The following is a 22,318-nucleotide window of genomic DNA, read 5'->3' as shown; positions in this document are numbered from 1 at the left end:
ATACAACAAGTATGCCATAGCCCAGAAAAAACAAATAAGATGTTGTTTTTAAAGAAAATATTTTAATTTAAAGCAATCAGAACTAAAAAACTATTTATTAAACTCCTAACTTTTTATGTACCTGCCATGTACACATTATGCATAAAAGGCTCAGATACCTGTTTAAACTTAAAATCAAGATTTTTGATTAAAGAAAGGAATTCCAGAGGTTTCATATTTAACTAGGGTTTATGGAACAATCATTGCTTATAAGTTATTTATGAAATTATTTAATCTGGAGATAAAAAAATGAATTTAAAAAGATTTATAGCCTTTTCAGGAAAAATTTATCAGGAAACAGAAATCTGTATAATAGATATTTACAAGCTTTTTAAAGTTTACAATTCCCAATTTTTAAAACATTCTTCATTTTTTTCAAAACCTACAAAAATAAAAGCAGCTGATTTTTATTTTCTCGGTAATTTTTTTTCTGCCAGAGAAATCAAAACCATTAATGGTTTTAAAACAATAAAAAAACAGTTTGAATGGATGAGTGCTAGAATAGGTATTAAAAATCTTGTAAAAAACAAATATCCCCATCTTTCCTTTAGAAGTATTGAAACAGAAAAGGATATCTACGGAGCTCCCTTGATAAAAAACCTTCCTTTTTTAAACATTTCTATTTCCCATTCAGGTAAATATGCTGTTTCAGCAATAAATGAAAAACAAAGAATCGGAATTGATCTGGAAGAATTGAAATGCTTGAATACCAAGTATCTGCTCTATGCTGGTTTTTCGAAAAAAGAAAAAAAGCTCACTTGCCCAGAAAACTACTTTGAAATTTTAAAACTCTGGACAATAAAAGAAAGCTATCTCAAATATATAAAAAAAGGATTTAACGAAAGCCTTAAAAAAGTGGAGATTATTAAAAATAAGATTTATCATAATGGGGTACCAATAAAAAATGTATGTACAGAATCATTTTTCTTATTAGAGAACTATGTTGTGTCTTTTGTTTACGAAAACAATATTTAAATTTAGCCTGAATTTATAGTTTCATCTTTCAAACAAAAAAATTATAATGATTTCAGATTTAAATTTTAGCAAAAAGATCAACTTTTCAAGATATTTAGTGTTTTAAGAAAAAAAGACTTTTGTTCCCCAGCTGAACAACAGCTCTTAATTAATAGTTGTGTGGAGAAAAGATTAATGAATAAAAAAATAAGCCTTACCAATGAACAAAGAAATTTTTTTACACTTGTCGCTGATGCTGTTGTTGCCAACCCTTTTAGTGATAAAAGAAAGCAGCTTGATATGGAAATTGCAGGGTTTTTTCTAGACTCTCCAGGAAAGAATATTATAGATAAAACAATTAAAGGTGTAATGTCTCGTATTTCAGAGCTTGAAAAACAAGGCCTTACAATCCATAATTTTGAAGGCAATGATAGATTGCTTATTGAAACAACATTTTTATTTGATTTTTTTTACAAGTTTCGCAAGAATTTCGATGAGCTTATTCTTCAGCAAATTAAAGCAGGAGATACTTCCATAAAAGTTTCATTTGTCAGAGCCGCTTATAAAATGCTTGAATCAAGAGGATTTGATAATGCCTCAATCAATCTTTATTTTGCACTTTGTTATCAGATAAGAAGAGCCTTTTATTTTATAAGAGACTCGCTTAAAGGCAAAAGTGCAATCATGCAGGATTTGAAACGCAAACTATGGAACAATGTTTTTACTCACGATTTAAGAATGTATTCAAAATACCTTTATAATCGTATGGAAGATTTTTCAACTTTAATTCTCGGTGAAACTGGTACTGGAAAGGGAACAGCTGCAAGTGCCATAGGAAAAAGCGGTTTTATTCCTTTTGATGAAAAGAAAAAATGTTTTGAAGAAAGCTTTGTCCGTTCTTTTGTTTCTCTTAATCTGTCACAGTTTCCAGAAACTCTTCTTGAATCTGAACTTTTCGGCCATAAAAAAGGGTCGTTTACAGGAGCAGTGGAGAATTTTGAAGGGGTTTTTCAAAAATGCAGTAAAAACGGAGCAATTTTTCTTGATGAAATAGGTGAAATTTCCGAACCTGTTCAGATAAAGCTTCTTCAAGTCCTTCAAGAACGGGTTTTTAGTCAGGTTGGAAGCCACAAACAAGAAAGATTTAATGGCCGTGTTATAGCCGCCACAAATAGGAATTTTGAATCAATTGAAAATGGAGATGTTTTCAGAGATGATTTTTATTACAGGCTCTGCTCGGACATTATCAATGTGCCGCCTTTGAGGCAGCGTATCAGAGAAGAGCCTGATGAGCTTAAAGAGCTGGTAATCATTACTGTTAAGCGTATCATAGGTAAGGATTCTTCTGAGTGTATAGAAATGGTTTTAGATGTCATTGAAAATCAGCTTGGTTTTAATTATCAGTGGCCTGGAAATGTAAGAGAATTGGAACAATGCACAAGAAGTGTTTTATTGAATAAACATTATCTCAGTAAAAACAAAATCAACAAGGGAGTTGAAGAACTTCTTGTTTCAGGGCTTGTAAAAGGAGAAATTGGAGCTCATGAGCTTATGTCTGGATATTGTACACTTTTATATGAAAGATTTGCAAATTTTGAAGAAGTGGCAAGAAGAACAGGTCTTGATAGGAGAACAGTAAAAAAATATATAGATTCTACCTAAGGGTATAATTAATTAGAAAAATAAATCAGCTTAGCATCAAACTAAAAAAACAGATCTATCAAATCAGCAGATTTAAATTTTACAAAAAATCCAAAGCACTAAATATGAAGCAACCAATTACTATTATTCTTTTTCAGTTTAAAAAATCAAATGTTAAAGCAAGAAAAATAAACCTGCTAAACTTATAGCAATTTCTAAACTCTCTAAAAATGAATATTTAAAAAACAACCAATCAAGAAAAGTTTTTATAATTTTTTTACAAATCAGTTTTAGTTATAAGGTATAAAAAGATAAATATTACCTTTATCTGCAAGATGGCCGGCTGCTATTTCAGCATACTCTCCGCATCCAAAAAAAACATCTCCCCTGAAATATCCCTTGATTGCCCCTCCGGTATCTTGAATAAACATAAATCTTTTCATATCTTTCCAAGATTTTATTTCTTTGTTTCCTGACAAAACAGGCTTTTTTGCTTCAATATAAACAAGACCGCCTCTGGGATAAAGTTTCAAATCAAGGGCCAGGGATCTTCCGGGGGTAACCTCCCTTGAAAGAGCTCCATAAGGGCCGCCTTCCACTTCTTCAAAAAAAACATAGCTTGTATTGTATGACAAAACTTCCCTTAGCTCTTCGGGGTTTTCTTCAAGATATTTTTTAAGGCTTTGCATAGACATTTCCTTTAAAGTCATTTTATTTTGCTCAATAAGATATTTACCTATGCTTTTATAGCTATGCCCATTTCCTCCGGCATAATGAACCCTTAAGACCTCACCGTTTTCAAGATAAACTTTTCCTGAGCCCTGAATTTGTAAAAAAAACAAATCCACCTGACTGTCAAGCCAAACAATTACTTCTCCTTCTTTTTCAAGTGCTCCTTCAAAAGCGATTTCCTCGTTTGTAAAATAAGGAATTATCCTATTGCCATCTTTTCTTGCTGTAAGTTTTTTCTTTCCATATGAAGAAGAAAATTTGTCAAGTTCAACATAAACCATATTTTTGGGAAGAAGATAAAGGGGATAAAGATATTTATCCGTTTTTATTAAACTTCCTTTAAGCTCAGGTTCGTAATAACCTGTGAATAAAAAAGACTTTTCTGTGTCTTGGGAATGGGGAGAATAAAGAATAAAATTATCTGAAATATATTTTTCAAGCTCTTTTAAAGAAGGTGAGTTTTCAATGAAATTCTTAAAACTTTTTAATGACTTTTCCAGCTTAGCTTTACTTACTTTATTTTCCCCAAAAGAAAAATCTTTATCATCTCTAAAAACACTATAATAGGACAAAGACATATCTATAGCTCTTAAAAGCCCGTCAAATCCCATATCATCGGTAAAAACAGGATAATTACTTTTTTTTACTTCTTTAAAAAAATCTTTTTTAAGATTATCTTTTGATCCACAAGAACAAAAGAAAAAAACAATAACAAAAAACATTAAAAATCGTTTCATGATTCCCCATTAAAAATTTTATTTATTTTCATTCTTTTAATAAACAACTCATCATAATCAGGATCAAAGACATTTTTTCTAAACTTATTTAAAATTTTTGTTGAGTATGCTCCGGGAGTTAAAATATACTTGTTTTTTTCATAAAAAAGAGCAGCATCAACGCCTTTGTGGAGATTTTTCTTAAGTTTTTCCAAATTTTTTAAAACCGGAAAAAGAAAGCCTGAATCTAGTGCAAGAATATTTTTATCCTCCATAAAAAAAAGCCCTGAATAAATCTGGGAAAAAAAAGAGTTTCCCATAAAAGGCACAATCACAGGAAATAAGGACTCTCCAAATTTTTCAGGTGAATGCGAAACTATAACAATTGATTTAAAAAAACCTTTTACAGATTCAAGTTTTTGATCAATTTTAAAAGAATTTTCTTCTTTATTGTGAATAAGAACAAGCCCATAATCTTTCATAGTCAAAATTCATTGTTGAAGGTAATTGCCAAACGTCCTATTATCAATGACAACTTTTATACCATCGGAGTAATAAAATGAAAGAAAAACGTGTAATTCTTAATGAAAATGAAATATCAAGAAAGCTTACAAGGATGGCTTATGAAATTCTTGAAAAAGTTTCATCCCCAAAAAAAATTGCAATTGTAGGAATTTACACAAGGGGAGTCTTTCTTGCAAAAAGACTTAAAAAAATAATGGATAAAATTGCAGATTCAGATTTTCCAATAGGAGAAATTGATATAAATTTATATAGAGACGACTGGACAAGAATTTCTATCCATCCTGAGGTTAAGGAATCAAAAATTTATTTTTCAGTTGATGACAAGGAAATTATTCTTATTGATGATGTTATTTTCACAGGAAGAACAACAAGAGCTGCTATAGATGCACTTCTTGATTTTGGAAGACCCAGTAGAATAATGTTTGCTGCACTAATTGACAGAGATCACAGAGAACTTCCCATCCAGCCAGATGTTACAGGGAAGTTTATTGAAACTGAAAAAAATGAAAGAGTGAATGTTTTTGTAAAAGAAGTCGACGGTGAGGACATGGTATTTATAACCGGAGAAAATTAATGGGATTAAAAACATATATAAAAAAACCTTTTAAAAAACTTGATATTGCTGTTGTTGTTATATCTTCATCAAAAAACAAGAAGCATAGAAGCGGTAACTGGATTGAAAAAAGAATAAAAAAAGAAGGCCACAATCTTTTAAAACGGATAACGGTCAAAAATAACTTCAGTGAAATAAGCACTGCTGTTACAAATTTAATTTTTTATGAAAATCCCCATTGTATAATTACAACAGGAGGAACAGGACTGGGTAGAAATGATATTACAATAGAAACAATCTCCCCTCTTTTTACAAAAGAAATTACAGGTTTTTCATCTGCTTTCACCTCAATAAGGCTTGAACAGATTGATTCACCAGCCATTTTATCAAGAGCAAAAGCAGGAATAGCAGGAAAAACTGTTATTTTCTGTCTTCCTAAAAGCGTGGGTGCATGCAAACTTGCATCAAAAGCTCTTATTTTTCCAGAGCTTGAGCATATTGTGAATAATATAAGAAATTGAAATAAGGAGATAAATAATGGAAGAATTAAAAAAACTGATTAAAGACTGGAAAGATTCAGGAACAAAAACAAAAGAAAGTTTTATTGTTTTTAAAGATTTTCTTGAATCAAAAACAGATGTTGAGCTTGAACTCAATTCAAGACCTGGAATAAGTTATTCTTTAAGAGGCAAAAAAAAGGGACAATCAAGACCTTTATTTGTTCTTCTTGATATTATTGATGATGATCCTATGGACAGATGGCTTTCTGTCTGTTTTTACGGAGATACAATTAACGATCCAAATGAAGAAGGTGATTTTGTTCCAGGGGGACTTCTTGGTGAAGACGGACACTGTTTTGACCTTGATGAGGGAACAGATGAAAATATCCAATATATAAGAAAAAGAATTGAAGAAGCATACGAACAGGCAAAATAAATTAAACTGGAGACCTTTAATAACCATGAAAATAAAAAAAGCTGTTTTCCCTGTTGCCGGTCTTGGAACAAGATTTCTTCCTGCAACAAAAGCAATGCCCAAAGAAATGCTTCCTGTTGTTGATAAACCTCTTATTCAATATGCAGTTGAAGAAGCACTTGAAGCAGGAATTGAGCAGATTATTTTTGTTACAGGCCGGGGTAAAAGTGCTCTTGAAGATCATTTTGACTATTCGCACAGACTTCAAAATACTCTTCTTACAAAGGGGAAAGACAAGCTCTTGGAAAGTGTAATGAATATAGTTCCTGAATCAGGAACTATTATCTACACAAGACAAAACGAAGCAAGAGGACTTGGCCACGCCATCTGGTGTGCTAGAGATATTGTTGGAGATGAACCTTTTGCAGTTTTACTTGCAGACGATCTTATCAAGTCAGACAACTCTGTTTTAAAACAAATGATAAATGAATTTGACAGGGTAAGAGCATCAATCGCAGCCATTGAAGAAATTGATCCAAAACATACGGATAAATATGGGATAGTAGATGCTGATGAAATGGGAAACAGTCTTGTTCAGATAAAGAAAATGATTGAAAAACCAAAGCCTGAGGATGCTCCATCAAATCTTGCAATTATTGGAAGATATATTCTTACCCCTAAAATTTTTGAAATTTTACAAAATACAAACGAAGGAGCAGGAGGAGAAATCCAGCTCACAGATGCAATGGCAGAGCTTATGGAATCACAGCCTGTATACGGCTACAGATTTAAAGGCAAAAGATTTGACTGCGGAAGCAAGGCAGGATTTCAAAAGGCTAATTTTGCATTTTGTATGGAACAGCCTGAAATTAAAGATGAACTTTTAGAGTTTATAAAAAACTATACTTAGCCAAAGTTTTAACTTTATCCTGTAATTATATTATAAAAATAAGGCTGATATCTTTTTTCATTTCAGCCTTCTTTTTTTATAATTTTTCAATTATCTAACAAAAGTTTAAATCAGCAAACTTTTATCATCCAGTCAAAAGGGTCTGGTTTTTTTCCATACTGAATTCCTGTCAGGTTTTCAAAAAATTTTGCTGAAATTTTTCCTGTTTTACCATCACCCACAACTATTTTTTCGTCTCCATAGGCAATTTCTCCAACCGGAGATATAACTGCAGCAGTTCCGCTTCCAAAAACTTCATCAAGCTTTCCGCTTTTATGGGCTTTTATTACATCCTCTACTGAAATTCTTTCTTCTCTAACCTTGTAGCCTTCTTTTTTTGCCATTGCTATTACAGAATCTCTTGTTATTCCCGGAAGAATACTGCCTGTGAGTTTTGGGGTTATAATTTCTCCATCAATAACAAAGAATATATTCATTGAGCCCACTTCCTCAATGTATTTCTTTTCTATCCCGTCAAGCCATAAAACCTGATTATAACCTTTTTTCATGGCTTCTTCTGACGCATAAAGACTTGCTGCATAGTTACCTGCAGTTTTTGCTTCTCCCACACCTCCGGGAACTGCTCTTACATAATCTTTGGTAATCCAGATTTTAACAGGATCAAAGCCTGCTGAATAATAGGCTCCCACAGGACACATAATTATAAAAAATCTATAATTATCAGATGCCTTTATTCCAACATATTCATCTGTAGCAATTATTGCAGGTCTTATATAAAGGGAAGTTCCTTCTTTTGAGGGAACCCAGTCCTTATCAATTTTTATAAGCTCCTTAAGAGAATTAAAAACAAAATCTTCATCAAATTCAGGAATGCACATTCTTTTTGCTGATTTATTCATTCGCTTGAAATTTTCTTTTGCCCTAAAAAGAACTACCTCGCCTTTAGAGTTTTTATAGGCTTTTAGTCCTTCAAAAATTGCCTGAGCATAATGAAGTACAGAAGTTGCCGGAGAAATGGTAAAAGGACCAAAAGGTTGAATTCTTGGATCATTCCATCCGATTCCTGTTTCATAATCCATAATAAACATGTGGTCTGTAAACATTTTGCCAAAACTCAGCTTGTCCTCAGCTGGTTTTTCCTTTAATTGATTAGACTTTATGATTTGTAAATCCATACCTTTACTCCGTTAATTTGGAATTAAACTTAAATTTTATTAAAACTATATAAGTATTGTTTTAAAAAAAACTCAAGACCTGATTTGACATTTAACCAATTAATGGTATTTTCAACTTCTTAATTATAAACTAATGGAGATATTAAAATGACAAAAGATATAAAAGCAGAAATTAAACCTGTTGAATTAAATGAAAATAGTAAATTTCAATTCAAATGCCATCCTGGAGTAAGCTGTTTTACCAATTGCTGCAGAAATATAAACATTATGCTCACTCCCTATGACATAATTAAAATAAAAAATAAGATGGAAATTGACTCATCCGAATTTCTCTCAATTTATACAGAGCCTAATATGCTGGAAAAAACAGATCTTCCTATAATTACACTGAGAATGCTTGATGATGAAAGAAAATCCTGTCCTTTTGTAAAAGACGTTGAAGGGTGCATTATTTACGAGGACAGACCCACAATATGCCGATATTATCCTGTAGGATTTGGATCCTTAAGTCATAGAATGAAAGAAAATGAAGACAAAGACTTCTTTTTTCTCATTACAGAGCCTACCTGCAAAGGTCACCTTGAAAAAAATGAAATGACAGTAAAAGAATGGAGACAAGATCAAGGGATTGAAGAAAGAGACAAAATAAATTCAGGATGGATGGATCTTGTTATAAGAAAGCAAACAACAACCACAACAATGAAATTTTCTGAAAAAAGTAAAAAACTTTTTTTCATGGTCTGCTACAACATAGATGCTTTTAGAAGGTTTGTTTTGGAAAGCGGGTTCAAGGAAATGTACAACCTTGATGACAACCTTATTGAAAGATTCAGCGATGACGTAGAGCTTCTTCAGTTCGGATTTGCCTGGCTTAAAGCAATGTTTTTCCAGGTTGACCCCACAGGTATTTTTCAGGTGGATCAAGAAAAAGCAGAACAAAGAGTTAAAAAAAACAATTAACTACTTAGAAAAATTGGTTAAAAAGCTGTTCAATTCAGCTTTCTTTATTTTACCTGAATTGAGGGTTTTTCAAGTTTAACTCAGTAAATGCAATAAATTTGAAAAGCCCACAAAGGTTTTAGTTAATCAATGGGATAAGAGAAAAAAACAAACCTATAACAATAGCCTCCTGGTAAATTAGGTTTTTTCTTTAAGCTGCCTGGCAAGGATTTTTATGTTGACCTGCCTGCCTGTATCTATTGTTACAGAATTGCAGATCTCATTGCTATTCAAGGGTTCCCACCTGGTATACTGATGTTCAAGTACCTTGAGATCCGCATCAGAAACATTTTCTTTGTTTTTACGCTCTACAATACGTTTTTGAAGAGTTTTTATATCGCAGACAAATTCCAGAATAATAAAGGGGATATTTTTCTTTTTTGCCAGCTCTCTAAATAATTCCCGCTGCCAATAATGCATAAACACTCCATCAACTATTACAGAATGTTTTGAATTGACTATCTTCTCTGTAAATTCCTCAAGTTTTGAATAGGTCTTTTCAGTGGCACTTTGTCCGTAAATACCTTGATCTATTTTATTCTCCTTCTTGTCTTCAGGTCTTAAACCAAAAAGCCGTTTTCGTTCAACATCAGTTCGAATACGCAGGGCTCCCAATGATTCTGCAAGCTGCTGACTTATGGTGCTTTTTCCAGAGGCTGACATACCTCGAGTGATAATCAATAATGGTGTCACAGGTTTAGTATAATCCAAGGCCAGCTTTAAGTAGTCTTGAAACTTTTTTTTAGCCAAGGCTTTTTCTTTGGAACTTATCCCTGGCTGATCACCTCGAATGGCAGAGATCTTGGCACGGATCAAAGCCTTATAAACCAGATAGAATTTTAAAATGGGAATTGATTCATAATCTCCGTTATATTCCAAGTACTTATTAATAAAACGGTTGGCAAACCTGGATTGATTTTTACTATCTAAATCCATTACCAAAAACGCCAGATCATTTATAGTATCGATCCACCTCAGGTAAGGATCAAATTCAATACAATCAAAAGCCACTGGCCGGTTTTCGACCCAGGCAAGATTTCTCAAATGCAGATCCCCATGACATTCCCTGATAAAACCATACTTTTTTCTTGCTATAAAAGTGGAAAAAAGAGAATCAAAGGTTTCGCTGCTCCATTTTTCCAGTTGTGAAAGCGATTTCAACACATCTTTATCCCTGCAATGCTCGCGTATCTGGATAAAATTTTCCTGGACAGGGTAAAAAATTTTTTCAGGGCTTCCATAGTCGCTGTTTCCAGGGGCAACCTCTGCTTCTTCATGAAATTTTCCTATATAATCTGCTAAAAGATCAAATTGTTCGGCTTTTAGCAAACCGGCGTCAAGGACTCGGTCCAGCTGCTTATCCTGGGGAAAAGCCCGCATTTTCACAGCATATTCAATGGGTTTCCCATCTCCATCCCATTTGGGAGACTCAAGTGTACCGGTAATTGGAATAACACAAAGATAAATATCTGGTGCAAATTTTTTGTTAAGACGGATTTCTTCCCGGCAAAAATGCAACCTTTTTTCAAGGGTGGAAAAATCCAGAAACCCAAGATCCAGTGATTTTTTAATCTTGTAGGCGTATTTATCTGTTATAACAATCCATGAAATATGGGTTTCAATTGTAAGACATTTTTCATCCTTAAAATGCTCAACCAAGCCTTCAATCATAGAAAAAGGTTGTAGATTATTTGTACCCATATCAATTCTCCCATAAAATAAAAATTTATCATCTATTTCCCGGGCTGGATTTCAGGATAAAACAGCCTTTTTAAAACTTTAAAAAAATCTATTCTTTTTTCTTATCAAAATATTCCCTGGTGGATTTAACAACAACAGGGGTAAGAGCTACCAGAGCTATTAAGTTTGGAAAAGCCATAAGACCGTTGAAAACATCAGCAATTGTCCAGACAAGGTTAAGTTTCAAAACAGATCCTATTCCAACAAAAAGAACAAATACAAACCTGTAAGGCATTACTGCCTTTTCACCAAAAAGATACTCTATTGATTTTTCTCCATAGTAACACCAGCCTAAAATTGTTGAAAAGGCAAAAAGAATAAGACCTATTGTTACAATGTATTCTCCCCCTGGAACTGCTGAAATCTTAAAAGAGTAGGTGGTAAGATCAGCACCGTTTCTGCCTGTTGTCCAGGCACCTTTTAAAACAATAACAAGACCTGTCATTGTACAAACAATTATTGTATCAATAAAAGTCTGGGTCATGGACACAAGAGCCTGGGTTACAGGATGGTTTGTTTTAGCAGCAGCTGCGGCAATAGGTGCACTGCCAAGCCCTGATTCGTTTGAAAAAACCCCTCTTGCAACCCCCATTCTTATTGTGAGCATCAAAGCAGAACCTGCAAACCCTCCAGTTGCAGCTGTGGGATTAAAAGCATATTTAAAAATAACTCCAAAAGCTGAGGGAATTTCTGAATAATTGACAATAAGAACAATAAGGCAGCTTATTACATAAAAAAGAACCATAAAAGGTACAATAACAGAAGTAACTCTTCCTATACTCTTGATCCCTCCTATAACAACAAGGGAAACAAAAAACATTGTTACAAGCCCTGTAACCCAAAAAGGAATATTAAAGTTTGCATTAACTGCATCGGCCATGGAATTTGACTGAACCATATTTCCAATACCAAAGGCTGCAATTGCTGCAAAAACAGCAAAAAGAGTACCCATCCATTTCCAGCCCAAACCATTGGAAATATAATACATAGGCCCGCCGCTCATATTCCCCTTGGCATCCTTTTCTCTGTAAACAACAGCAAGAACAGCTTCCGCATACTTTGTAGCCATCCCAACAAGTCCTGTTATCCACATCCAAAACAAGGCACCAGGGCCTCCAAGTGCAATTGCAGTTGCAACTCCAGCTATATTACCTGTACCAACTGTAGCTGACATGGCTGTCATTAAGGCTTGAAAATGGGAAATATCTCCGTCTTCTTTATCATCAAAATTTTTTCTTCTGATGAAAGCAAGATAAAGGGATTCTCCAAGAGTTGTAAACTGAAGTCCTTTTAATCTTATTGTCAGCCAAACACCTGTTCCAACAAGGAGAACCAAAAGCGGAGTCCCCCAAATCCAACCGCTGAGTACTCCCATAAAGCTTTCCAGAGATTTCAGAAAAGCGTCCATAAATCTTTCCCCTTTTAATTTAGTTTACATTAAAATGAAATCTATTATTATGAGCAGTTAATCTTGGTAAAAAAGATCTTTGTCTATCAAACAAAAAACATTGATTTGAGCTGTAACTAAACAGTCAAGCCCAAAACATATACTTTAATTTTTATGAAAAATACACCAGGAAAGGTTTTGTATGAAAAAAATTTTTATTTCTTTTTTTATTCTTGCACTTGCATCAGGTGTCGGAGCTTATTTTTATTTAATAAAAGCCCCTGTTCTTTTACCATCAGCTCCTGAACAGCTTCTGCCTGAGAATACAACTTTTCTTATTCAGATAAAAAACCTTGAAAAAAACATAAAAAGTATCAGCAAAAACAACCTGGGTCAAAATATAAAAAAAATAGATTTTATTTCAACAGCTAAAAAACTTGAGCTTCCCGAAGAAACAATAAAAGGCTTTGAAAAGTTTAAATCAGACTTTAGTTCAAAAATAAATCAGGAAATTTTTTACAACTTTTTGGGTAAAAACATTTCTTTTGCCCTTATATCCTTTGATCTTGAAAAACCTTTGGAAAATATGGAAGCAGCTTTGCTTATCCAGTCCAAAATAAACTCAAAATTTTCTCAAATCCTATCAGAATCCATTTCTGAAATAGAAACAAAAGAAAAATTTGAATACAAGAAAACCACAATTTCAAAAGCCAGATATAAAGACTCTTTTGACTTTTACCATTTTCTAATTAATGAATACCTGATACTCACCTTAAACCTTGAAACAGCCCAAAAAATTGCAGGAGTGACTAAAGAAAAATCCCTGGCTTCTACAAAAAAATATAAAAATATAAAAAACAAAATAAATTTTAAGAAAAGAGACTTTTTTTTCTATGCAGATACAAAAGAAATCTATTCAAAAATTGAAAGAATAAGCAAAAAAAACAAAACAGATTTTCTTGTTAATTTAAAGAGCAGATTGAATAATGACTTAAAATCAGTTGTTTTATGCGGGTTTAACAGAGGTGACTCTTTTTATGAATCTATTTCAGAAGTAGAGCTTAATTATAAAAACACCATCAAAAAAGAAAATGGGAAAAATTTTCTATCCATGGTTCCCAAAGACCTTGTCAGCTTTTCATGGCAGAACAAGTTCAATCCTGAAAAATTTATAGACAATATTTTTAATGACAAAGAAAAACTTAAGGAATTTGAGCAGAAATTGTTATTTGAAACCCAGGTTGATCCAAGAACATTTTATAATGAATTTAAAGGTGAACTGGGAATTATAATTACAGATACTGACACCAGGGGAATCTTTCCTGTTCCCTCTCTGGCTTTTGTATTTGACAAAAAAGCCGGGCCTGTTTTTAACAAAGGCTTTGATTCTATCCGGAAAAAACAAAACAACCTGATTCCCCTTCAGAACAAAACCTTAAACAATGTTAAAATCAAATCAATTCCCCTTCCGTTTGGAAAGTCAATTGAGCCTTCCTGGGGATATTTTAATGATTACTTCATTGTTTCAGTCAATACTTTTGTTTTCCAAAAAATTATAGATTCAGGCAAGTCTGGAAATTCCATAGAAAACAATTCTAACTTCAAATTTATAAAAGAACAGTTTCCAGAAGAATTCAACATGATTTCATTTTTTGATACCATAAAGTTTTTAGATAATCTCAAAGATTCAGGAAGGTCTATTTTAAAACTTTCAAAATTTAAATCTCCTGATTTAACAGAAAAAGGCGAAATCCTTTTAGATGAAGTTTTAGTTCCACTTTTTGACGGACTTTCAATTTATAAGGCTTTTGGAAATGCTTCTGTTTTTGAAGACGACAAACTTCATGGAAAAGGAATAATAAAAAAATCAGGTGAGTAATTAACCGAAACAAAGCTTTTTTGTCCAGCTCATATTGATAAAACTTAATTTGATGACCGGGCAAAAAAGCAGTTTCAGTTTTCCAGCTTTTTATTTATCAGGATAATAAGTAGCTGCGGCATTGTCTGATTCCCAGACTGTTACCCTTGAAACACTTATTTCTTTACTTTCAATTCGTTTCTCAATTTCATCGGCAATATATTTTGATAAAACTTCTGATGATGCATTGATATTTTTAAATGGCTCCAATTCGTTCAAATACTTATGATCAAGATATTCTAAAATTTCCCTTAAATATTTTTTTATAATTCCAAAATCTATTACAACTCCAAACTCATTGAGTTTGTCAGATTTTATAAAGAGCTCTGTTTTCCAATTATGTCCATGGAGATTTTCACATTTCTCAGTAACATTTGAAAGACGATGTGCAGCTGCAAAACTTCCTGTAACTTTTAGTTCATACATATCTAAAATCCTTTTAAAAGATTTTTGAGTTTGTTTTTAATCTTACTTTTATCAAGCTTGTTAAATTCTTTTAAAAGCTTTTCCTGCTTCTTGTTTATACCTTTTGGAGTTTTTATATGAAAAATGACAATTTGATCACCTCTTTGACCTGTTCTAAGAGAGGGAACCCCTTCATTTCTAAGTCTTATTTTATCGCCAAACTGGGTTCCTTTTGGTATTTCTATTTCAAGCTCACCACTTATGGTTGGAATGGTTATTTTATCTCCTAAAGCGGCCTGGATAAAAGTAATATCAACATAACAGATTAAATCTGTTCCTCTTCTTTCAAAATTTTTATGTGGCCTCACCCTTAGAAAAATATAAAGATCACCGTTTGGTCCGCCTAATGCCCCTGCTTCTCCTTCACCAGAAATCCTTAGTTTTGAGCCACTGTCCACCCCTTTGGGAATTTTCAAGGAAATCTTTCTTTGCTTCTGGACAACTCCCCTTCCCCTGCATTCCCTGCATGGATCCTTAATTACAGAACCTTGCCCCTTACAATACGGACAAGTTGATCTCACTGTGAAAAATCCCTGGGACTCTGTATACTGGCCAGATCCCCCGCACCTGGAACAAACCTCGGGAGAACTTCCAGGTTCACTTCCTATTCCAGAGCATCTTTCACATTTTTCATCTTTTAAAAGATCAAGCTCTTTGTCAGCACCAAACACAGCTTCTTCAAAATCTATTTCAAGATCATATCTTAAATCAGAGCCCCTTGAAGGTCCTGAGCGTCTTTTTCTGCTTCTCCCAAATCCAAAAAACTCCTGAAATACATCACCAAAGTCTGAAAAAATATCATTAAAATCTCCAGCTCCTGAAAAACCTGCTCCTGTTAAGCCTTCATGACCATATTGATCATAAATCTTTCTTTTTTCCACATCGGATAAAACAGCGTATGCTTCAGATGCTTCCTTGAATTTTTCCTCAGCTTCGGCATTGTTAGGATTTCGGTCTGGATGGTACTTCATTGCAACTTTTCTATACCTTTTTTTCAAGGTATCTGAATCAACATCCTTTTCAACCCCTAAAATCTCATAATAATCTTTTTTTGTTGTCATTATAAAAACCTGAACTTTATGTTTATTGTTTAAAATTTAAGATTGTGGTAAATATTTTGCCGTCTTCAATTAAATAAAATTGGCTTCCGACCTTGAGTTTTTCGGAAGCCAAAATTTTATATAATAATTAATACATTAAACGGTATTGTCAATGAATAAGAATGAACGCCCATTTATAAAAAGCATGTTTGATACAATAGCACCTTGGTATGATTTTCTTAACAGATTCTTAAGCCTAAGACAGGATGTCACCTGGAGAAAAAAGGCGGTAAAATCACTTAAACTTGATCAAAACAACCCCAAAATTCTTGATATGGCATGCGGAACCTGTGATATAGGCCTTGAAGTTTTAAGACAAAATAGAACAGCCCAGATAACAGGAGCTGATTTTTCCTGGGAAATGCTTAGATTTTCAAAGAAAAAAATAAGGCTAAAAAATAAAGAAAATAGTTTTTACCTTGTTTCTTCAAATGCTCTTTATTCTCCATTTAAAGATCAAAAATTTAATGCAGTTACCATAGCTTTTGGAATAAGAAACATAGTAAACAGACAAAAAGCTTTGGAAAACTTTTATTCCTGTCTTAAAAGCGGCGGCAGAATTGCTGTCTTAGAGCTTACAACACCTGAAAACCAATTTTTAAAATCCCTTTATCTTTTATATTTTTTAAAAATACTTCCATTTATAGGCGGCCTTTTTTCAAAAAATTATAACGCTTATTCTTATCTGCCTGAATCTGTAATTAATTTTCCTTCTTCCCCTGATTTTTTAAAAATAATGGAAAAAGCCGGATTTAAAAATCTGGAATATAAAAATTTTACCTTTGGAATCTGCACTCTTTTTACAGGGGAAAAATAAAAAGCTTTCTTAAATCTAATGATCTTCATCAGCCAATTAAAAAAACTTAAAGCTTTTAATTTTACAGGATAATCATGAATCAAAAATTTTTAATCTTTGTATTGATAATCATTTTAATTTCCGGGTGTGCGTCATTTAAACCCGAAGAAAAAAATTTTGATGTTAAAATGCCTGAAAGTTTCACCAAAAATTTATCAGGAAATGTAAAAATTGAAAAATGGTGGGAAGATTTAAATAATGAAGAACTTAATTATCTGGTTGAAACCGCTCTTAAAAACAATAATACAATAAAAAAGGCCTTTGAAACCCTTAAAAAATCAGGGGCTGTTTCTGCAAAGGAAAAATCAGGGCTGTTTCCTGATCTTGATATTGAGGGGGGAATTTCTGAAACAAGAACAGATAAAAACACCTCTAAATCTTCATCTGCAAGACTTGCGGCAAGTTATGAAATTGATTTATGGGGAAAAATAAATTCCCGGGTAAAAGCTGCTGAATTTAATGAAAAAGCTGCAAGAAGTGAACTAGAATCAGCTGCAGTAACCATTGCCTCTGAAACTGTAACCACATGGAAAGATATAACTTCAATCAATTCAAGACTAAAAATTTTAAATGAAATCCTTAACCAGAATGAAAACCAGCTTGAGATTTTAAAGCTCAGGTATAAAAATGGAATGACCAAGGCTTCAAATATTTATGATCATAAAAAGGAAACAATTTCATTAAAAGAAACAATAAACTCCATTGAGCTTGAAAAAACCCTTCTTTTAAACAAACTTATCTATCTTACAGGAATTGACTCTTTAAAATTAAAAGTATCTGAACTTCCTGATCTTCCTCCAATGCCTGAAACTGGAATTCCTTTAGATATTCTCAGTTCAAGGCCAGATATTAAAGCTTCTTTTTCAAGGCTTAATGCCTCCCAGCAAAACCTTTATTCTGCAAAAAAAAATATGCTTCCAAAGCTTTCAATTTCAGGAGCCATAGGTCTTGGTTCAGATGACTTTTCTCTTTCCATTGATGACTGGATCTCAAATCTTGCGGCAAATTTAGCAGCACCAGTGTTTAACGGAGGAAATTTAAAAGAAGAGATCAAAAGAACAAGAGCGGAAAGAAACGAAAATTTATATTCCTATAAAGACCTTGTTATTTCGGCACTAAAGGAAGTATCAGATGCAGTTTCAGAAGAAAAATCCCAGTTAAAAAAACTGGAACTTGTAAAAAAAAGAATAGAAGCATCAAAAACTTCCCTTTATTATTCTGAGAATGAATATAAAAACGGAAGCTCAGATTATATTGATTATATTGAAAAATATAATTACCTCAAAAATCTTGAATCTATTCTTATAAACGAAAAATCAAATCTCCTTGAATATAGGATATCTCTTTACAGAGCCATTGGAAGCACCTGGGCTGAAAAATTTGCAAAAAACATGGAAAATAAAAATGAATGAAAAAAACTTAAAAATCATAAGAATTTCTATAAAAACAGCTCTTTTTATTTTACTCATTTTCCTGGGGGTTAAAAGCTACACTTATTTTATGACTTCAAAACCTTTGGTAAAAAAAGGAGCCAAAAAGACAGTAAAAGCATTTTATGTTGATATTAAAACTCTAAATAAAAAAACATCTCAAATAATAATAAAAGGAATGGGAACAGTTGTTCCTGAAAAAAGTGTTGACCTTAAAACTTCTGTCAGCGGTAAAATTGTTTTTGTTTCAAAAAACTTTTATCCCGGGGGGATTGTAAAAAAAGGCGAAATAATAGCAGAAATTGAAAAAGAAGATTACCTTTACCAGATAAAAAAACTAAAAGCCCAGGTAAAGCAGTCTGAAGCAGAACTAAGCCTTGAAATAGGAAAACAGGAAAGTGCCAAAAAAGAGCTTAGCTTTTATGAAAAATCAGGAATGGATGAATTTGAAAACAAATCACTTGCATTAAGACAGCCCCAACTTAAATCTGCCCGGGCAAAACTTGAATCATCAGAAGCTGAACTTTCAAAAGCTCAGCTAGACCTATCAAGAACCATAATTAAAGCACCTTTTGATTCGGTAATAATAGAAACCTATATTGAAGAGGGAAGCTATATTTCTTCACTTGAAAAAATCGCCCTGCTTTATGGAACATCATCATATAGAATTTTAGGCTATCTTCCCCAGGACAGAATCAAAAGACTTGTAAAAGCAGAGCAAAACAAAGCTTTGGTCAAAGTTTACTCCCAGACTTCAGATCTTTTTAGAACAGGAAATTTAAAATCCCTTACAGGCCGGGTCAGTAAAGATTCAAGAATGGTTGAAATTATTGCAGAAGTAAAGGATCCTCTTAGTCTTGACTGTGAAAAACTGCCATTGATAGCAGGTGATTACATTAGTTTTGAAATCATGGGTGATATTATAAAAAATGTGTTTGAAATTCCAAGGGAAAATGTCCATGACAATAATATCTGGATTTTTAACAATGGAGTTCTTGAAATAAGGCCTGTGGAAATAATCTGGAAAGACGATAAAAATATTTTTGTTAAAAAAGGAATAAAAGAAGGTGAAAAAATTGTCACCTCCTCAATTAATATACCTGTAAACGGAATGCCTCTTAAAATAGACAATAATCAGGATAGTCACAGATGAACGAATTCACAAACAAAGGCATTTTAGGTTGGATGGCTTCCAACTCAGTTGCTGCAAATATTCTAATGATAGTTCTTCTGGTTGGGGGAATTATTATGGGACTGAATATAAAACAAGAAGTTTTCCCTGAATTTGATCCTGATTCAGTGATTGTTTCAGTTGCCTATCCCGGAGCAAGCCCCGAAGAAGTTGAAAAAGGAATAATTCTTCCAATAGAAGAAGCAATTGAAGGACTTGAAGGAATAGAAAGTATAAGCTCCACTGCTTCTGAAGGTTCAGGCAGAGTTATTATTGAGGCATTAAAATCTGCTGATATTATAAGACTATGGCAGGAAGTTGAAAAGGAAGTTGACAGAATAAGTTCCTTTCCCGATGAAACCGAAGATCCAAAGGTATCAATTGCTGAAAGAAAAAGAGGAGTTCTTGATCTGGTTTTATGGGGCTCTGAAAATGATATTGTTCTAAGAGACACAGCCGAAAACATAAAAGACAGACTTTTGCAAAGTTCAGACATCACCCAGATAGAATTAAGCGGTTCAAGGGACAGGGAAATTCACATTGAAGTTCCCCAGGCTAATTTAAGAAAATATAATTTAAAAATTGAAGATATTGCCTCTTCCATAAAAGCCTCATCTCTTGATGTAGGAGCTGGGAACTTAAGAACAAAAGGAGGAGACCTTCTTGTAAGAGTCAAAGATTTAAAGGAAAAAGCCAAAGAATACAAAAAACTTCCCATAATCACCACGGCAAGCGGGGAAAGAGTTTTGCTTGGAGATCTGGCAATTGTTAAGGAAGGTTTTGAAGATTCCTTTGTCACTGCAGGATTTAATGGAAAAAATGCCCTTTTGATTGATGTTTACAGAGTTGGAGATCAAACTCCCATTCAGGTCTCTAAAGCCGCCAAAGAAATAATGGCTGAAATAAACTCAGAACTTCCAGGAGATTTACAGCTTTCAGTTTTAAGGGACAGATCAGACACCTTCAAGCAAAGGGGAGCACTTTTATTAAAAAATGCATTTCAGGGACTTTTCCTTGTTTTTATTCTTCTTGCTCTTTTCCTTGAAATCAGACTTGCTTTCTGGGTAAGCCTTGGAATTCTTGTCTCATTTTCAGGAGCTTTCCTTATTTTCCCATTTACAGACTTCAGCATAAACATGATAACCATGTTTGCTTTTATAATTACACTTGGAATTGTTGTTGATGATGCCATTGTTGTAGGCGAAAATATTTACAGCTCTAGACAGAAGGGATTTTCAATTTTCCAATCTTCAGTCTATGGAGTAAAAGAAGTTGCTACCCCTGTATTTTTCAGTGTTACCACCAATATTATAACTTTTCTCCCCCTGCTTTTTATCCCTGGATTCATGGGAAAAATCTTTAAATCAATTCCTATTGTAGTGGCCTGTGTCTTTGCTGTGTCTCTGATTGAAAGTCTTTTGATCCTTCCTGCCCATCTTGGCCATCAAAAACCTTTAAGAAAAAAAGGAATTCTTCATTTTATAAACAAGTTACAAAATCGTTTTAGCACAGCCTTTGAATCTTTTATTGAAAATATTTATGGCAAATTTTTAAAATTTGCCATTAAAAACAAATATAATGTAATAGCTTTTTGCCTTGCAATTCTTCTGGGCTTTGGAGGGTATATAAAATCAGGCAGAATGGGAATGACTCTTTTTCCTTCTGTTGAATCTGACTATGTTTATGCTAATGCAGTTCTTCCTATTGGATCTTCCCATGAAAATGTAAGAAAAATTGAAAAAATTCTTATTGACGGTGCAAATCAGATTGTTGAGGAAAACGGAAAAGAAGAATTAAGCCAGGGAATTTTTTCTCTTATACGTGAAAATACAATAAGCTTAAGAGTTTATCTTACAGATGCAGATAAAAGGCCCATAAGTACAACTGAATTTTCAAACAAATGGAGAAAACGTACTGGAAATCTTACAGGAATTGAAACAATTTCCTTTGAGTCTGACAGAGGAGGCCCGGGATCGGGAAAAGCAATTACAATAAGACTTTCACATCCCAATAAAGATATTCTTGAAAATGCAGGAAAAGAGCTGGCAAAAAAGCTTGAAAACTATGAAGGAGTTTCTGATATAGACAATGGTTCTGCCAGTGGAAAACGTCAAATTGATCTTTCAATTCTCCCGGCAGGGAAAAGAATGGGTCTTACTTCAAGGGAAATTGCCAGTCAGGTAAGAAATGCGGTTTACGGAAAAAAAGCACTTTCATTTTTAAGAAGTCAAGATGAAATAAGCGTTATGGTAAAACTTCCTGAAAAAGAAAGAAATTATGAAGCAACTCTTGAAAACCTTGTTTTAAATGCTCCCAAAGGTGAAATTCTTTTAAGAGATGCTGCCCAAATAAGTTATTCAAGGGCATTTACATCAATAAACCGTGAAGAAGGAAAAAGAGTTGTTTCAGTTACAGCAGATATTTTCCCAAGATCACAGGCAGACATCTTAACTGCAAATCTTGAAAAAGATGTTCTTCCAGGACTTTTAGAAAAAACCCCTCTTTTAACCTATAGCTTTGAAGGAACCCAGGCAGAAATAAGAGACAGTATTCAAAGCCTTATCCAGGGCCTTTTATTTGCCCTTTTACTTATTTATGCTCTTCTTGCTATCCCATTCAAAAGTTATTTTCAGCCTGTAATAATAATGGTTTGCATTCCTTTTGGAATAATCGGTGCTGTAATAGGCCATCTTATTATGGGATACTCCCTAAGCGTAATGAGTATTTTTGGAATAGTTGCTCTTTCAGGAGTTGTTGTTAACGGCTCCCTTGTTTTAATTGATTTTACAAATAGAAAAACCAGGGAAGGCGAATTACCAGCAAATGCTGTTTACAATTCAGCAATTTTAAGATTCAGGCCGATAATGCTAACAACTCTGACAACATTTTGCGGACTTATGCCAATGATTATGGAGACTTCAAGACAGGCAAGGTTTCTTATTCCAATGGCAATTTCCCTTGGATTTGGAGTTTTATTTGCAACTATAATCACCCTTGTCATGGTTCCTTGTTTTTATCTTGTGACAGAAGATCTTAAAAAAGCCTTTAATTTTGTTTTTCAAACTGAAGAAGTCAGCTGATTTTATATAAAA

19 protein-coding genes are annotated in these 22,318 nt (G+C 33.3%); 12 read left to right on the top strand and 7 right to left on the bottom strand.

Annotated features, from left to right (window positions below; genetic code table 11):
* The first annotated feature begins 288 nt into the window (after positions 1 to 288).
* Both RBR53_04190 and RBR53_04185 read left to right on the top strand, forming a co-directional pair.
* Positions 289 to 1,014: a 4'-phosphopantetheinyl transferase superfamily protein gene (locus tag RBR53_04190; protein ID MDY0131849.1), complete on the top strand. Its 726-nt coding sequence runs from the start codon at positions 289 to 291 to the stop codon at positions 1,012 to 1,014.
* 174 nt (positions 1,015 to 1,188) lie between these two features.
* Complete coding sequence (locus RBR53_04185) at positions 1,189 to 2,655, top strand: sigma 54-interacting transcriptional regulator (GenBank protein ID MDY0131848.1); 1,467 nt, start codon at positions 1,189 to 1,191, stop codon at positions 2,653 to 2,655.
* Between the two features lie 269 nt (positions 2,656 to 2,924).
* Here the strand turns inward: RBR53_04185 and RBR53_04180 are convergent, their stop codons facing one another.
* Together RBR53_04180 and RBR53_04175 are read right to left on the bottom strand one after the other, a co-directional pair.
* Positions 2,925 to 4,103 (bottom strand): murein transglycosylase A, encoded by a 1,179-nt coding sequence (locus tag RBR53_04180; GenBank protein MDY0131847.1) that lies wholly within the window; start codon positions 4,101 to 4,103, stop codon positions 2,925 to 2,927.
* Positions 4,100 to 4,564, bottom strand: coding sequence for a hypothetical protein (locus RBR53_04175; protein ID MDY0131846.1), 465 nt, complete (start codon positions 4,562 to 4,564; stop codon positions 4,100 to 4,102). The genes RBR53_04180 and RBR53_04175 overlap by 4 nt, the downstream gene beginning before the upstream one ends.
* Before the next feature lie 77 nt (positions 4,565 to 4,641).
* On the opposite strand from RBR53_04175, the gene pyrR reads away from it, so the two are divergent.
* The 4 genes from pyrR to galU are packed head-to-tail and all read left to right on the top strand — an operon-like array spanning position 4,642 to position 6,985.
* Positions 4,642 to 5,181, top strand: a complete 540-nt coding sequence (pyrR, locus tag RBR53_04170; GenBank protein MDY0131845.1) for a bifunctional pyr operon transcriptional regulator/uracil phosphoribosyltransferase PyrR — start codon at positions 4,642 to 4,644, stop codon at positions 5,179 to 5,181.
* On the top strand, positions 5,181 to 5,681 hold the full coding sequence (locus RBR53_04165; GenBank protein MDY0131844.1) for a molybdopterin-binding protein: 501 nt from the start codon (positions 5,181 to 5,183) through the stop codon (positions 5,679 to 5,681). The genes pyrR and RBR53_04165 overlap by 1 nt, the downstream gene beginning before the upstream one ends.
* Before the next feature lie 16 nt (positions 5,682 to 5,697).
* Positions 5,698 to 6,096: a hypothetical protein gene (locus tag RBR53_04160; GenBank protein MDY0131843.1), complete on the top strand. Its 399-nt coding sequence runs from the start codon at positions 5,698 to 5,700 to the stop codon at positions 6,094 to 6,096.
* A 25-nt stretch (positions 6,097 to 6,121) separates the two neighbouring features.
* Positions 6,122 to 6,985, top strand: coding sequence for a UTP--glucose-1-phosphate uridylyltransferase GalU (gene galU / locus RBR53_04155; protein MDY0131842.1), 864 nt, complete (start codon positions 6,122 to 6,124; stop codon positions 6,983 to 6,985).
* 110 nt (positions 6,986 to 7,095) lie between these two features.
* Here the strand turns inward: galU and RBR53_04150 are convergent, their stop codons facing one another.
* On the bottom strand, positions 7,096 to 8,160 hold the full coding sequence (locus tag RBR53_04150; protein ID MDY0131841.1) for a branched-chain amino acid aminotransferase: 1,065 nt from the start codon (positions 8,158 to 8,160) through the stop codon (positions 7,096 to 7,098).
* A 147-nt stretch (positions 8,161 to 8,307) separates the two neighbouring features.
* Between RBR53_04150 and RBR53_04145 the strand changes: the two genes are divergently transcribed.
* Positions 8,308 to 9,120, top strand: a complete 813-nt coding sequence (locus RBR53_04145; GenBank protein MDY0131840.1) for a YkgJ family cysteine cluster protein — start codon at positions 8,308 to 8,310, stop codon at positions 9,118 to 9,120.
* Between the two features lie 177 nt (positions 9,121 to 9,297).
* Here RBR53_04145 and RBR53_04140 read toward each other — a convergent pair whose 3' ends face one another.
* Complete coding sequence (locus RBR53_04140; protein MDY0131839.1) at positions 9,298 to 10,860, bottom strand: AAA family ATPase; 1,563 nt, start codon at positions 10,858 to 10,860, stop codon at positions 9,298 to 9,300.
* Positions 10,861 to 10,948: 88 nt separating this feature from the next.
* Positions 10,949 to 12,307 (bottom strand): sodium:alanine symporter family protein, encoded by a 1,359-nt coding sequence (locus tag RBR53_04135; GenBank protein ID MDY0131838.1) that lies wholly within the window; start codon positions 12,305 to 12,307, stop codon positions 10,949 to 10,951.
* A gap of 181 nt (positions 12,308 to 12,488) precedes the next feature.
* On the opposite strand from RBR53_04135, the gene RBR53_04130 reads away from it, so the two are divergent.
* Positions 12,489 to 14,165, top strand: a complete 1,677-nt coding sequence (locus RBR53_04130) for a DUF3352 domain-containing protein (protein MDY0131837.1) — start codon at positions 12,489 to 12,491, stop codon at positions 14,163 to 14,165.
* A gap of 90 nt (positions 14,166 to 14,255) precedes the next feature.
* Here the strand turns inward: RBR53_04130 and queD are convergent, their stop codons facing one another.
* Positions 14,256 to 14,630, bottom strand: a complete 375-nt coding sequence (queD, locus tag RBR53_04125) for a 6-carboxytetrahydropterin synthase QueD (protein ID MDY0131836.1) — start codon at positions 14,628 to 14,630, stop codon at positions 14,256 to 14,258.
* Between the two features lie 2 nt (positions 14,631 to 14,632).
* Entirely contained in the window at positions 14,633 to 15,730 is a 1,098-nt protein-coding gene (gene dnaJ / locus RBR53_04120) for a molecular chaperone DnaJ (GenBank protein ID MDY0131835.1), read from the bottom strand.
* A gap of 151 nt (positions 15,731 to 15,881) precedes the next feature.
* Here dnaJ and ubiE point away from each other — a divergent pair, with 151 nt between their 5' ends.
* The 4 genes from ubiE (at position 15,882) to RBR53_04100 (ending at position 22,306) form a co-directional block, all read left to right on the top strand.
* Complete coding sequence (ubiE, locus tag RBR53_04115) at positions 15,882 to 16,586, top strand: bifunctional demethylmenaquinone methyltransferase/2-methoxy-6-polyprenyl-1,4-benzoquinol methylase UbiE (GenBank protein MDY0131834.1); 705 nt, start codon at positions 15,882 to 15,884, stop codon at positions 16,584 to 16,586.
* Between the two features lie 74 nt (positions 16,587 to 16,660).
* Complete coding sequence (locus tag RBR53_04110; protein MDY0131833.1) at positions 16,661 to 18,037, top strand: TolC family protein; 1,377 nt, start codon at positions 16,661 to 16,663, stop codon at positions 18,035 to 18,037.
* The gene (locus RBR53_04105; GenBank protein MDY0131832.1) at positions 18,030 to 19,208 is read left to right on the top strand and encodes an efflux RND transporter periplasmic adaptor subunit; all 1,179 of its coding nucleotides are present in this window, start codon (positions 18,030 to 18,032) and stop codon (positions 19,206 to 19,208) included. Before RBR53_04110 ends, RBR53_04105 begins: the two co-directional genes overlap by 8 nt.
* On the top strand, positions 19,205 to 22,306 hold the full coding sequence (locus RBR53_04100; GenBank protein MDY0131831.1) for an efflux RND transporter permease subunit: 3,102 nt from the start codon (positions 19,205 to 19,207) through the stop codon (positions 22,304 to 22,306). Before RBR53_04105 ends, RBR53_04100 begins: the two co-directional genes overlap by 4 nt.
* Positions 22,307 to 22,318 lie beyond the last annotated feature (12 nt).

The organism is Desulforegulaceae bacterium (assembly GCA_034006035.1).
Classification (GTDB): domain Bacteria; phylum Desulfobacterota; class Desulfobacteria; order Desulfobacterales; family JACKCP01; genus JACKCP01.
The sequence above is the reverse complement of the archived record's forward strand: the minus strand, read 5'-3'. Positions and strand labels throughout refer to the sequence as shown.

Excerpts from the sequence above, each read along its gene's own strand:
- RBR53_04175 (MDY0131846.1), bottom strand. The coding sequence starts at position 4,564 with ATGAAAGATTATGGGCTTGTTCTTATTCACAATAAAGAAGAAAATTCT.
- RBR53_04130 (MDY0131837.1), top strand. The coding sequence starts at position 12,489 with ATGAAAAAAATTTTTATTTCTTTTTTTATTCTTGCACTTGCATCAGGT.
- RBR53_04145 (MDY0131840.1), top strand. The coding sequence starts at position 8,308 with ATGACAAAAGATATAAAAGCAGAAATTAAACCTGTTGAATTAAATGAA.
- RBR53_04110 (MDY0131833.1), top strand. The coding sequence starts at position 16,661 with ATGAATCAAAAATTTTTAATCTTTGTATTGATAATCATTTTAATTTCC.
- RBR53_04185 (MDY0131848.1), top strand. The coding sequence starts at position 1,189 with ATGAATAAAAAAATAAGCCTTACCAATGAACAAAGAAATTTTTTTACA.
- ubiE (MDY0131834.1), top strand. The coding sequence starts at position 15,882 with ATGAATAAGAATGAACGCCCATTTATAAAAAGCATGTTTGATACAATA.
- RBR53_04190 (MDY0131849.1), top strand. The coding sequence starts at position 289 with ATGAATTTAAAAAGATTTATAGCCTTTTCAGGAAAAATTTATCAGGAA.
- RBR53_04150 (MDY0131841.1), bottom strand. The coding sequence starts at position 8,160 with ATGGATTTACAAATCATAAAGTCTAATCAATTAAAGGAAAAACCAGCT.
- pyrR (MDY0131845.1), top strand. The coding sequence starts at position 4,642 with ATGAAAGAAAAACGTGTAATTCTTAATGAAAATGAAATATCAAGAAAG.
- galU (MDY0131842.1), top strand. The coding sequence starts at position 6,122 with ATGAAAATAAAAAAAGCTGTTTTCCCTGTTGCCGGTCTTGGAACAAGA.
- RBR53_04160 (MDY0131843.1), top strand. The coding sequence starts at position 5,698 with ATGGAAGAATTAAAAAAACTGATTAAAGACTGGAAAGATTCAGGAACA.
- RBR53_04135 (MDY0131838.1), bottom strand. The coding sequence starts at position 12,307 with ATGGACGCTTTTCTGAAATCTCTGGAAAGCTTTATGGGAGTACTCAGC.
- RBR53_04100 (MDY0131831.1), top strand. The coding sequence starts at position 19,205 with ATGAACGAATTCACAAACAAAGGCATTTTAGGTTGGATGGCTTCCAAC.
- RBR53_04105 (MDY0131832.1), top strand. The coding sequence starts at position 18,030 with ATGAATGAAAAAAACTTAAAAATCATAAGAATTTCTATAAAAACAGCT.
- RBR53_04165 (MDY0131844.1), top strand. The coding sequence starts at position 5,181 with ATGGGATTAAAAACATATATAAAAAAACCTTTTAAAAAACTTGATATT.
- RBR53_04140 (MDY0131839.1), bottom strand. The coding sequence starts at position 10,860 with ATGGGTACAAATAATCTACAACCTTTTTCTATGATTGAAGGCTTGGTT.
- queD (MDY0131836.1), bottom strand. The coding sequence starts at position 14,630 with ATGTATGAACTAAAAGTTACAGGAAGTTTTGCAGCTGCACATCGTCTT.
- dnaJ (MDY0131835.1), bottom strand. The coding sequence starts at position 15,730 with ATGACAACAAAAAAAGATTATTATGAGATTTTAGGGGTTGAAAAGGAT.
- RBR53_04180 (MDY0131847.1), bottom strand. The coding sequence starts at position 4,103 with ATGAAACGATTTTTAATGTTTTTTGTTATTGTTTTTTTCTTTTGTTCT.